6 protein-coding genes are annotated in these 14,048 nt (G+C 47.3%); all 6 read left to right on the forward strand.

Features of this window, described 5'->3' with window-relative positions; all coding sequences use genetic code 11:
- Positions 1-19: 19 nt before the first annotated feature.
- The 6 genes from AC5RDV_RS04290 (at position 20) to AC5RDV_RS04315 (ending at position 14,025) form a co-directional block, all read left to right on the forward strand.
- Entirely contained in the window at positions 20-1,735 is a 1,716-nt protein-coding gene (locus AC5RDV_RS04290) for a RagB/SusD family nutrient uptake outer membrane protein (protein WP_130892664.1), read from the forward strand.
- A gap of 5 nt (positions 1,736-1,740) precedes the next feature.
- Positions 1,741-3,669, forward strand: a complete 1,929-nt coding sequence (locus tag AC5RDV_RS04295) for a fasciclin domain-containing protein (protein WP_130892665.1) — start codon at positions 1,741-1,743, stop codon at positions 3,667-3,669.
- Between the two features lie 36 nt (positions 3,670-3,705).
- On the forward strand, positions 3,706-5,316 hold the full coding sequence (locus tag AC5RDV_RS04300; protein WP_282748070.1) for a hypothetical protein: 1,611 nt from the start codon (positions 3,706-3,708) through the stop codon (positions 5,314-5,316).
- Between the two features lie 4 nt (positions 5,317-5,320).
- Positions 5,321-8,557, forward strand: a complete 3,237-nt coding sequence (locus AC5RDV_RS04305; RefSeq protein WP_282748069.1) for a SusC/RagA family TonB-linked outer membrane protein — start codon at positions 5,321-5,323, stop codon at positions 8,555-8,557.
- 19 nt (positions 8,558-8,576) lie between these two features.
- Positions 8,577-10,268 (forward strand): RagB/SusD family nutrient uptake outer membrane protein, encoded by a 1,692-nt coding sequence (locus AC5RDV_RS04310; protein WP_282748068.1) that lies wholly within the window; start codon positions 8,577-8,579, stop codon positions 10,266-10,268.
- Between the two features lie 175 nt (positions 10,269-10,443).
- Entirely contained in the window at positions 10,444-14,025 is a 3,582-nt protein-coding gene (locus AC5RDV_RS04315) for a hypothetical protein (RefSeq protein ID WP_282748067.1), read from the forward strand.
- Positions 14,026-14,048 lie beyond the last annotated feature (23 nt).

A 14,048-nucleotide genomic window follows, 5' to 3' on the forward strand; every position in this document is an offset into this window, starting at 1 on the left:
TATTTAAAATGTTTACGTTATGAAATTCTATATAAACAAACAAGTGACAAGATTGTTCTCTGCGGCTTTATTGGCATCTTCGTTGACGGCTTGTGATGATTTTTTAAGTATTATCCCGCTCAATGACGTCGTATTGGAGAACTATTGGACAGAAGAGGCCGATGTAGCCAGTGTGGTGAATTCTTGTTATGCGCAGTTGGAATCGGGCGATTGCTTGAAGCGGATGTTGGTATGGGGTGAGATGCGTTCTGATAATTTGACTACGGGGGCAGGTGCTCCACAAGACATTATCCGGATTGCGGAAGAAAACTTGTTGGAAACGAATGGTTTTGCGAAATGGGAATCCTTCTACCAGTGTATCAACCGCTGTAATACGGTGATTCATTATGCGCCTCAGGTGCAAGCAAAGGATCCTAATTATACGGAGGCTGAATTGAAAGCGAATATTGCAGAAGCTACAGCTATACGCAGTTTGTGTTATTTTTATTTGATTCGTACATTCCGTAACGTTCCTTACGTGACGGAACCGTCCATTGACGATACGCAGGACTATCAGGTTCCTGCTTCCGGTTTCGATGAGGTTTTGGCTCATATTATTGCTGACTTGGAAGCCGTGAAGAATGATGCGATACGGACTTATGGCGAATATAGTAATGACAATATGAACCGTATTACCCGTTATGCCATATATGCCATGTTGGCAGACATGTATCTGTGGCAGGGGGATTACCAACGTTGCATAGACTATTGTGATTTGATTATTGATTACAAAAAAGAGCAGTATGACGATATGCTCCAGGAGTCTTCTTCTTTCATTGAAAATGTAGAGCTATACGGTGAATTTCCTTTGATTTCAGAAGCTCCTTATGGTTCGTCTTATGCGGGTACGGCATTCACGGAGATATTCGGGGAGGGAAATTCCTTTGAGAGTATCTTTGAATTAAACTTTGTGGATTCGGAGACGCGCGAGAATCTCTTGACGAAAGAGTTTTATGGGGCATACAATAGTACGAATGTGGGACAACTTGCAGCATGCCCGTATTTGAATGCTCAAGTGGCGGATGGTTCAAATTCTTATTTCAAGCGGACTGATTGCAGGGTATATGAGAACATGTCGGGAGAATCTACGGTAAGTATCCGCAAGTATGTCACTGCAGGCGTTGAATTTAGGACCAATACGACTACGGGTTCGGCTCCTACGGTGAGTGAATATCTTCGTTCGAACAATGTGGGCAATTGGATTGTGTATAGGCTTACGGATGTGATGCTGATGAAGGCGGAAGCGGAGGTACAACTTGCCGGAAATGTGGGAGATGGTTCTTCGCTGACATCGGAGCAGGAGGCTCGTTACCGGTCTGCTTTCTCTTGTGTGTCAGCTGTTTGGAAGCGGGCCAATAATAAACGCATCGCGACTACTGATACGTTGGTTTTTGAGGATTATGGCACCTCACGCTTGAGTATGGAAAATCTTGTGTTGGAGGAGCGTCAACGTGAATTGATGTTTGAAGGCAAGCGTTGGTTTGATTTGGTACGCCTTTGCCGTCGTGAAGGCTCCAACACCCGCATGTTAGATAAGGTTATGCAGAAGTTCAGCGAGAATACGGCTGCGCTCCGTATCCGCCTCTCTACTCCCGATGCCCTTTATTTCCCCTATCACGAAGATGAGTTGAAGGCCAATCCTTATCTGGTACAGAATCCGGCCTATGAGAATGAAAATATAACCACAACTGAATAATAGATATGAAAAAAATAGATAAAATATTAATGCGGTTCGTGATGGCGGTTTTGGTCATGCCTGCTTTCACAGTGTCTTGTTCGGACGAACCTTTGGCAGAGAACTATTATACGTTTACAGGAGAAATGGTGACTGACTATCTTCAGAACCGTTCCGGTGAATTCAGCGACTTCATAGCCATTCTCCAACGTTCCGGTATGTATGGCATGATGGCAGCCTACGGGAGCTATACTTGTTTGGCTCCGAATAATAAGGCCGTGGAGCAATATCTTCATGAATTGGGGATTCAAAGTGTGGACCAACTTACAAAGGAACAGTGCGATACCTTGTCATGGAACCATATTATTGACCAGGCCTACTTCACTACGGACTTGATAGATGGGAATATCCCCACGGCAAACATGAATGAACGCTATCTGACGTTTTCTTGTGACTCCGATGCCTTGAACAACAATAATGTGATTTATTACATCAACAAGAGTGCACGTTTGATTGTACGGGACGATTCTGTGGAAAACGGTGTGGTACATACGCTTGACCGTGTGATTGTGCCCCAGTCGTTCCTGTTGCCGGATTTGTTGGCGGAAGATTCCACTATTTCCATTTTCAATGAAGCACTCCGGTTGACAGGTTTATGTGATTCGTTGAGGCAGTATATCGACCCTACTTACTCTTGCGGAGAAGATTCCGTAAATCAGGATATGATAATTTCTACGGGAGGGTCATCGTACACTATGCGTTATGTGGGTACGCGGATGAAACGTTACACGGCTTTTGTGGAGACTGATGAAGTCTATGCAGCCAACGGCATACACGATTTGGATGATTTGAAAGCACACGCCAAGCAGGTATATGATCAGATGTTTCCTAAGGATGCAGGATTGTATGATGACGATTGGACGAACCGTAAGAATCCCTTGAACCGTTTCATTTCTTATCATTTGTTGCCATATTACGGGGCTTATAATGATTGGACCGTGTCGGGTGACATTAAAAATACATGTGCCAAGACGGATTTGATTGATTGTACAGACTGGTATACCACAATGTTGCAGGGAACTATCATGAAGATGAGTACGCCGTCCGATGGACTTTTCATCAACCGTAAAGGAGTGGGGGCACGTTATACGGTTCGGGGTACTAAAGTACTTTCTCCTTCAGAAATCGGTGACGTGGACCAACAGGCCTTGAATGGCATCTATCATTACATTGATCAGGTCTTGGACTATAATCAGGAAACTCGCGATGTCGTCTTTAACGACCGTATTCGTGTCATGGCTGCCACGCTATCTCCGGAATTCATGAACTGCGGTGCGCGTGGAAATACGGAACGTGCCACGGGATTTAAAGTTGTTGAAGGATGGGATTTTCATGGCAAGACCCCGACCATGACTTTACGTAAGCGTGATGTCTGGATGGTGACTTATGCGGATTGTATCGATATGGTGGGACAATTCGACGTGACGTTCAAGTTGCTTCCTGTACCTAAAGAAGGGACTTACGAGGTACGTTTCGGCTATGGTTGGGGAGATATGCGCGGAAAGGTGCAAGTTTATTTCGGTACGGACCCGGATGGTTTGTTGCCCATGGGGTTGCCTATCGACTTTACGCTTTGGCCTACAGACCCCTTGATTGGTTGGGTGGCTGATACTCCGGGTGACGAAGAAGGAAACCGTGCCATCGACAAGGCTATGCACAATCGTGGTTATATGAAGGATATGGATTCTTGGGCGCAAGGCGGAGCCAATATCCTGCGAGCACAACCGATGAAATTGCGTAAGATCTTGACCACGGAGAATATGAGTCCGGAAAAGGATTATTACGTACGGATTAAATTGGTTGTGGATAACCCACAGGCCGAGTTGCCTATCAATTATTTCGAGATTGTGCCGAAGAGCATCTATGCCGGGGTAGAAGCCGAGGATACCCATTGATTTGAGGTGATATAGGGAAAATATAAAAATAGGTATATGAAAACAAATAATAAAATAAAGATGTTTGCGGTAGTGGCAATGGCCTTGTCGGCTGTGGCTTGTACCGATACGTGGGACGAACATTATGGTAATGAAGGCCGTCCTGTGTCTGACAAGTCCCTTCTTCAGGTGATGGAGGAACAGGGTGATTTGGGTGACTTCCTCAAGGTGCTCCGTGCCACGCATGTGTTTAGCAATAATAAACCCACAAAAGTGACGTACGCAGATTTGTTGGCCAGCGACCAGACTTTTACTGTTTGGGCTCCCAAAGACGGGCAATTTAATGTGGACTCTTTGTTGGCGGAGTGTCAGACTGTGTCGGGTGATTCTATGTGCGGGCAGCATTTTGTGCAGAATCATATTGCGCATTTCGTAACCAACAGTACGGATGAGAAATCAGTTCTTATGCTCAATAATAAGTATCTTGATGCCATTCCCGGTTCTTTCCAAGGTGTGACGTATGAGTCCGGGAGGGCTAATGAAGCAGCAAAGAACGGGGTCCTGCACGTGCTTTCCGGGGAATTGCCTTATTTGTATAATGTATATGAAGCTTTGACTACCTTGTCGGAGTATTCCGGAATCGGTTCCTTTTTCAAAGGTTATGAAAAATTGGAATTGGATGAGAACTCCAGTATTCAGAGCGGAATTGTGGATGGAAACATCGTCTATTCCGATTCAGTGATGGTTACGACTAACATATTGTTTAGCAAGTTCGACCGCATAAATGAGGAAGACAGTAGTTTTATTATGTTGGTTCCTGAAACTCGGGTGTGGGATGAGGTTTATAATGAGGCAATGTCTTATTTCAATTACGGCAGCGTGAACCAGGCGGATTCTTTGCAGCGTTTGTATGCCCATCAGGCGCTTATTCGTGATTTGGTGTACAACCGGGATATTGGTTGTTCCCACATGGCAGATTCCGTGTATTCGATTGCATATAGCAAATATGACGAGGAGCGTCGCCATGTGTATTACAAGCCGTTGGCTGCCGGTGGAATCTTTTCTTCCGATTTCGTGCGAGACACGATGGCTTGTAGCAATGGAGCTATTTATAATTTGTACGAATGGCCGTTCAAGCCAGAAGACATATATTTCTACCCGGTAAAGACCGAAGCCGAGTATGAGAGCATGATGACAGATTACGAAGATTGTACTTATGCGTCACGAAGCTCGGTAGCCGACAGTATTTCCGATGGCTATTTGGTGATTTCGCCCCGTACGAATTCATCCAATTGGACTATGGAGTTCCAAATACCCTCTGTGTTGTCCGGTACGTATGATGTTTGTGCGGTTGTGTTGCCTCGTACAGTGTATAATGCCAGTGACCGTAATTTCCGTCCATGTAAATTTAAGGCTTCCATTGGTTACGAGACGGTAGACGGCGTGGAACAGACTTACGATTTTGAAGACGAAGTGCAGAACGACCCTTATCGGGTAGACACGGTGAAAATAGGTACGTTCACTATTCCGGTATGCAGTTATGGCCAACCCGATGCCAAAGTCCACTTGACGTTGGAATGCAGTATCAGCCGTATGGAGTCCGGACGGTATAACCGCGAGATGTATCTTGATTGTTTATATTTCAAACCCAATAGAGAAGAAGAATAGTGCCATGAAACATATTTTATCAACATTTTGCCTGATGGCCGCCGTGGCAGCTCCGGCGGTGGCTCAAGAGGTGGATCAGGAATCTGCCCAGGCTACGGTACGGGATTCTGCAAAGATGGTAAAACCCATGTTGCCGGAAGTTCCGATGCGCGAAATTAAAGGACGTGTCTATGATAATGCCACTAAGCAGCCGACAGCCGGTATCAGCGTCTCTGCTTTCAATGACGCACGTTATGCGGCTATGACCGACGAGAAGGGGGATTATGTAATCCGGGTTCCGGAATATGTTACTTCCTTGTGGATGCGCGGAGACGGTTACAACTCCCTTCAAGTGCCGCTCGGCAAAGGGAAAGGTTCGGTGGATGCCTATATTTTCAGCGATACTTTCAATCCGGTCTATACGGCTTCTGGGGCAGCTACGAGTGAAAGGACGGTGGCTGTGGATTATAACACGAATGAAATCAGCATTGACGGTCAGATTCAGAACAAGTTGGGAGCTGATATACATTCCATTACGCGTAGTGGTGTGCCAGGCATGGGCGTGGCCATGTTCATGAACGGCTTGAACTCGCTCAATACGAACGCGCAGCCGTTGGTTGTCATTGACGGGGTCATCACTGATATGAGGCTTTCGGCTCCTTCCGTCCATGACGGTTTCTTCAACAACCTCCTTGCGAATATCATGGTGGAGGATATTGAGAAAATCAGTGTTTTGAAGAACGGGACGGCTATTTATGGTGCGAAAGGTGCGAATGGGGTGATTCTCATCGAAACCAAGCGTAATAAGAGCATGGCCACGAAAATCGATGTTTCTATCGGTGGAAGCTATGAATTATTGCCCAAGTCGATGGATATGATGGATGGAGAACAGTATCGTATCTACGCTTCCGAACTGATTGGAACGACGGGTACGACCAATAACAGTTTCAAGTTTTTGCAGACGAATCCGAATTACTACTACTATGATGTGTACCATAACAATACGGACTGGCAGAAACATGTGTACGAGGAAGCCTTCACCCAGAACTATAGCATCAACGTGCAGGGTGGGGATGACGTGGCCAACTATAATCTGTCGGTAGGGTATGCTGCGGCTGATGCCACGTTGAAGAACAATTCTTTTTCGCGTTTCAATCTGCGTCTGAACTCTGACATCGTGTTGGCGAAAAACCTCACAGTACGTTTCGATGCAGCTTATAGCGATGTGACGCGCGACATGCGTGATGACGGGGCACCGGCCACATTGGATGACGGAGTGATTTCTTCACCGGGGTTCCTGAGCCTGATCAAGTCGCCTTTCCTCAGTCCGTATGCGTTTGACACGAATGGGAACATTTCTTCTTATTTGGCCGATGCTGATGATTACCTTTCAGATGTGTTGGTGACCAAGCCTTATTTGAACTCGTTGGCCAACCCTCTGTTTATTCTGGAAAACGGAGACGGTGACAACAAAAATTATTTCGGTAACCGTCTTATCACATTAGCCGTGACTCCGAAATGGAATATCAACCGCTATTGGAGCATTTCAGAGCATTTCGCATTCCAATTGGTGAATACGGACGAGAATGCCTATTTGCCGATGAACGGTGTTCCGGACTTTGATGTGGAAGGTGTGGGTGAAGCCTTGCAGAACCGTGCTTCTGCTTTGGCCGCACGCGAAACGGTCATCATGAGTGACTCTTATTTCGATTATGCCCGCCGTTTCAAGGCACATTGGCTTGGCTTGCGTGGAGGCTTGCGCTATCAGCGTACGAGTTACCAACTGAATTCCCAAGTGGGGTACAATAGTGGAAACGACAAGACCCCTAACATGTCGAATAACTTGCTCTACAAATCTACGGACGGTACGGAAGAAGAAGTGGTGGACATGACTTATTACCTTTCGGCCGATTACAACTGGCGTGAGCGTTACTATGTTTCGGCAGCGCTCAGTATGGCCGGTAGCTCCAAGTTCGGAGTGGATGCTGCCGACGGGGTGAAAATCGGAAATTATGCTTGGGGATTCTTCCCGTCAGTGCAGGCTGCATGGGTGTTGACCAATGAGTCGTGGATGCCCCGTACACGTGCCCTGAATTATTTGCGGCTGAATGTGGGTTTCGACCTTGTGGGTAACGATGACCTTGAAAGCCAGGCATCGCGTACGTATTTTGTGGGACAGAAGATGTGGAATACGTCTACAGGCTTGTCTATGGCCAATATCGGTAACACGCAATTGCAATGGGAGACTACGGCACGTTGGACGGCAGGTTTGGATTTGTCCCTTTTGGACAACCGTTTGGGCGTGAACTTCAATTATTTTTATGGAAAGACATCCAATTTGCTTAGCTTGAGCGCGTTGTCGTATGTCAGCGGTTTGAAGACCAATTGGAAGAACAGCGGTGAGATGAAGAACCAAGGTTTCGACGTGAGCCTGTCTGCCAGGGTCATCGATTTGAAAGACTGGAAGTGGAGTTTGGGAGCCAGTGCAGGACATTATAAGAACGAGTTGACTTCCTTGCCGAATGGTTCGTTTATTACGGAACTTTACGGAGGCAATGTGCTTTCACAGGTAGGTACGGCTGCCGGCGTGTTCTATGGTTACAAGACAGACGGGGTTTTTTCCACAACGGAAGAGGCTGATGCCGCAGCTTTATACCAGATTGACGAAACTGGGGCGAAGACCTATTTCAGGGCAGGAGACATGAAGTTCGTTGACGGGGATGGTAACCATATAATTAATGAAAAAGACATGCAGGTTATCGGTGATCCCAATCCCGACCTTTACGGGAATATTTTCACTAACGTGCGTTGGAAGAACCTTTCATTGGACGTTGTCTTTAATTATTCTTTGGGTAACGACGTGTATAACTATCAACGCCGTTTATTGGAGAGTGGGTCACGTTTCCACAACCAGACTACCGCCATGTTGTCCCGTTGGACACATGAAGGACAGGAAACAGATATTCCCCGTACCTATTATTTGGACACACCGGGCAACAGCCGCTTCTCCGACCGTTGGATTGAGGATGGTTCCTACCTTCGTCTGAAGAATGTCACGTTGAGCTATTACTTTCCTATCCATACAACTTATTTGCAAGGTATTACGGTGTGGGGAGCTGCCAATAACCTGCTTACGTTCACGAAGTATTTGGGAGCAGATCCGGAGTTCAGTGCAGACAACAGCGTGTTGTCCAGAGGTATTGATCGCGGTTTGTTGGCCCAAGGACGTAATTTCTCATTGGGCGTAAAGATTAACTTGTAACATTCAAATGAAACGAATCATGAAAAAGAACAAGATATTTTCTATGGTATTGGCATTGGCTTTTGGTGCCGGTGCAGCCTTTACCTCCTGTGTGGATACGGATTCAAGTTTGGTGGACTTCAATCCCCAACTGAATTCACCTAACGATACGGTGTTTTCCCTTTTGGGCATTATGAACAAAATGCAAGTGGTGGCCGACCGTACGATTATCCTCGGTGAAATGAGAGGGGAACTTTCATCCGCGACAGAAGCTGCCACGACCGACCTGAAAGAACTGGCAGACTTCACGGCAACTGTGGAGAACCGTTATAATGCGCCGGAGGATTATTATGCCGTCATTCAAAACTGTAATTATTATATTGCCCATGCCGATACGATGCTTGCTTTGCGTGGTGAGAAAGTGTTCATCCGGGAGTATGCCGCAGTGAAAGCTTTCCGTGCATGGACTTATTTGCAGTTGGCCATTTATTATGGCAAGGTGCCTTTCTTTACGCGACCGTTGATGACGGAGGTGGAAGCGGATCCTTCACGTTATCCGTTTTATGACGTGAAACAGGTTTGCGAATACTTCATTCCGGATTTGGAACCTTATGTGGAAACTGATTTTCCCTTAGCCGGGAACGACCGTTATTTCATCCCCGTGCGTGCCTTGTTGGGCGACCTTTGCCTTTGGGCAGGGCGTTACCGGGAGGCTGCACAATACTATCATGACTATCTGACGCATCCCGACAATCCCTTGGCTCCGGCCGGCAATATGGAAGCCCGTTGGATGAGTTATGAATTCAAAAGCCATTCTGCGAGTTATTCAAGTACTACCGATGTGACTGGGATACGGATGGAAACCAGTGAATATGACGGGGTGGTAAGCCGGTTGGGAGATATCCTGAATTCCACGGAGGATAACCGTTATTATTTTGAGATGACTTCTTCGCAGGCGTTGTTGGAGCTGTCTCAGGCGCAGCGTTACGTGATGGTGTATACGGATCCGACCACGAATTTACGGGATACGATATCACCGGGGGAGAATACGATATATAATGACAGCCGGGCGATGGGAGACTTGCGTTTGTGTTCAAATGTCACTACTTCTTATGCGACAAGTCTCGATGACTATTCGGAGGATTATCAAAGCATAAGCCGTTTCTCTGTGTCATCCAATTCCCCTTTCTTGTCGGAAATCCCCCTTTACCGGCTTTCGTCCGTCTACCTTCGTATGGCTGAAGCTTACAACCGTGCGGGGTTGCCCGAATCGGCTTTTGCCATTCTGAAGTATGGGCTGAGCAACGGGACTGTATCCAAGTATATCAGTGCCGGTGAACAAGGACGTGCAGGTGATTTGCTGACGTGGAGTCCATATAATTTCATTACGCAGGACATGTCGTCCACCTCTACGACGACGGTGAATACGGAGGGAATCCATTCTTATGGTTGTGGCGAGTCTTATGCCGACACGCTTTATGTCATTCCCGAAGGATTGGCCACTCGTGAAGATTCCATCCTCTTTGTGGAAGATTTGATTTGCGATGAGATGGCTTTGGAGCAGAGTTTCCTGGGGCAGCGGTTTGGCGACTTGCAGCGTATCGCACTTCGGCGCGGCGACACGGACTTTTTAGCCCGTAAAATAGCCGGACGTGACGGGAAAGATGGTTTCAATACGGAACTTTATGGCCGCCTTTCTGATCGGGAAAATTGGTATTTACCTTTGGAATGATGTTGTAATTGGTTGTAAATCAATTCTAATTGAAAGATGTTACAAATACGAAAGTATATGATACAAAATATTTTGGAGAAGATTCCGGCAAAGGCTAATTTAGCAGCCGGAATCTTATTTCCGACAGAAACAGAAGAGATATGGTAATTTTAGTATTAATCTTAAATTGAAGTTTATGAGGAAGAAAAACTTTTTGATGTTGCTCGGCCTTGCCGGATTCGGTTTGACGGCGCAGGCACAGGTCATTGCAACGTTAGGTTTCGAGGATGGTGACCAGTTCTACCATCACAAGGACTCCACGCAATTTGCGGACTTTTACGGTGACCACATCAATCTCCAACCCGGGGATGTGTGGAATGAGAAGTGTGAAGAGTCCTATTCGGGCAAGTATGCCTTGGAGGCGAACAACTCCAATACGGTACAGGGTTCCCAATGGTTTCGCGGTTTGAAGTTACGCTATCTGCCCATTGAGGAAGGCAAATCCTACCGTGTGTCGTTTTGGGTGAAGGCCAATCAGACGTTTACAATGGCCGATGGGGGCGATCCTATCAATACGGCCATCAAATCGAGCCTGTCCATCGGAAGGGAAAACCTTGAGGCTCCCTTGATGTCGCAGAGTGGTACGCAGTATTATTACGATTGGAAGGATGGCATCATGACGGGCGATTGGCGGCGTTTGTCGTTCGTGGCTTACAACTCCGGAAAGGCCGTGCAGGACAAGTTCTTCGACCAGTTCGACGATAACATCAAAGACATCATCGTGAATGATCCGGACGACCCGTCGAAGAACGACACGATTTGGTGGAAGGGTGATGATACGTCGTTCCCTGACACGTATTTCCTGACCATCAACATGTACAATCCTGGTCGTTACCTTTTGGATGACATTAAGATTGAAGAAGCCACGATGGCAGGCTGTACGTATAATTATGATGCCATCAAGGTGGACTTCGGTTATCCTACGAATGCCGCCCAGTTGGCTTCCGCCAGCACAGACCCGATCGGGGTGCGCCTGTTGCCCAATTCGTATGTGAAGGTGACGAACGGCGAGGAAGAGATGGAAGTGGCTTCTGTGGAACTGAAGAAGGATGGTTACATGTATATTTTCATGGCGAATGAAATCGCCGAGGATGAGAGTGCCAATATCAAAGTCAGCTTCACGCCAGATGCGGATTGCCCTCTCATCTATACCACCGACCAACGTCCGAGCATGGATGTGACGAGCGAGATGAAAGTGCTCCCATTCACGAGCGAAGCCATTTACTATGATGAGACTATTGAGGAAATGTCTTATCTGATGGATGGTCCGAACTATTTGTCTTCCGTGCCCGAAGACCATAGCTTTGAGTTGGATCCGGCCACGTTCAATGAGGTGCACGTAACTTACGACCGTGCCGTCTCTACGGAAATTGCTTCCGTCTTATTGATGCAGAATGGGGTTCAAGTGGCTGATTTGTATAGTTCCACAGTGGTGTCTGAGACCGATCCGAATACTTTGGTCGTATCGGTCGGGACATTAGAAAATGGCGAATACCAGTTGGTGGTGTCCAATGTGACTAATGCAATGAGCGGTTTTGAGGCTTTGCAGTCGCAGACCATCAACTTCTCCGTGGGACCGGACCAGAGCACGGGAACGAGCGAAATGGTTTATTCTGCCGCAAAAGACTTTGCCACCTATGCTAACGGTACTTTCCCGAAAGGATGGTTGTCGAACGACAATGGGACCATCCACCAGTATGGCGTGACGGAAACCGGTGAGGTCTGGAATTATAACTGGGGTGGTAACATCGGAGGCGGAGGATGCCGTTTGCAAGGTCCTTATACCGGTGATTTCAATGGCATGGGACTTTATTGGCGTGCTACCGGCGGTACGGTGGGTACGGCTACTTATGGCGAACAGGTAAAAGACTATGTGATGCCCGACGGCACTTTGGATCCGGAAATGGATCCGGGAGTGGCTCTTCATTTGACTCCACGTAAATATCAGGTTTCATTCCGCATGGCGGCATGGAAAGGTTTTGCCGATGGCACGTTCCCGAAATATGACTTCTCGCTCGAAAAGATTGATTTGAACAATCCGGATGCAGAAGGTGAGGTGGTAGCCCAGTTCAATGGTGTGGAAGCCAAGCCGAGCGTGGAGGGTGCTCAAAATGTTCAGGTGACGGGCACAACCCTTTCCACTACGGAGTTCACGGTGGCAGAAGAGGGTTATTACATGTTGAAGTTCTCTTGCCAGAGCGAGGGTGGTTTCCATGAATTCCTTTTGGGGGCCGTGGAATTGATTACCAAGCCTTCCGATGCGGCATATTACAAGGCGCAGTTGGCTGCGGCCGTGGACAGCGCGACCGTCGTGCTCAATGCTGTGGCCAATGAGATTTACAATGGCCAGACAAAGACAGCCTTGGCCGAGGCTTTGGAAGAAGCCAAGGGCACGTTCAACAGCCCGTCTGCCGTGGAGGCCATGAACGCGAAGTTGTATGGTTTGTGCGGTACGATGTTGACCCGTCAGGCTAATGTGGATAACTATGATCCGAAATTGCAGACATTGCGCGACAACATGGCCAAGATAGACCCGGCTTCCAAGTATGTGATGACGGATGAATATATTGAAGGCGAAGCTTTACTGAAAGAATATGGCGAAACGTCTTCTTTGGACTTGGACGATGAGGCATTGGCAAGTGCCGTAGAAAAGTTAGGTTCCATTGCGGACAAGGTGGGTAACATCCAATCTTGCGTGGACGTTTTGACTTACCGCTTGACGAAGTCTGCTGCTACGGCTGAGAAGTTGGGCGTAGAGCCTGAAAGCATCATCACGGATGCACTGAATGCCTTGGATGATGATGACGCTATGGCAGAAGATATGAACTGGCACAATAGGTTGGCTCTCTACAAGTTCTTGGGTGAGAATGGCAACCTTTCCGACGAGATGAAGGATACGCTATACAGTGAAACGGTGGCAGACGGTACCACAACTACAGGGTATAAGGTTCTGACTTCTGGTTTGGAACTTACCGGCTTCGTGAAGAATCCGCAGTTCTACACGTTCAGCAGTTCTTCTGCCGATACGATTACGACGGAGAATACACCGGGATGGGAAACCACAGAAGGTTATGCCCATTTGCGTGACGGTGCCGGTCTTTATTTGACGGATGCTTCTCACTGGGTGGTGAACTCTATGATTAACCTTTATCGTGGACGTTATACGGTGCGTCAGGTTCTTAGTAATTTGCCGGTTGGCGTGTATGACATTCACATGCGTACCCGTACAGCTCCGGGCAAGATAGCTGGCTTGGGAAGTGATAGCATTCCTGACATGTACATTTGGGCTTCTACGGCTGAAGGTGATACATTGCGTGCTGCTTTTGAACAAGGCGATACGAAGTATAGCCAATCTGAAGGATTCCCAACGGTCATTAAGAATGTGGAAGTGAAAGAAGGTATGGTATTGAGCATCGGTGTGAAAGAGGCGTACACTTCCGGTAAGAGTCTAAATGCGGATGGTACGGATCAAGGTTCTTGGGATACAAATACTTATGCTGATGATGTGCGTCTTATTTTCGTAGCTCCGCTTGCCGGTTACGACTATGCCAAGGCGTATGCCGACAATATTGACGGCGTGAAGGCTGCCGAGGCCGTGTCTTATGAATACTACACGTTGGACGGCATGAAGCTCGAACGTCCGATGAGGGGTGTGAATATCGTGAAGATCCATCGTGCCGACGGAACGACCGACGTGAAGAAGGTGGTAGTGAAGTGAACTCATAATTTTATTTTTTAATA

The organism is Paraprevotella sp. (genome assembly GCF_986071375.1).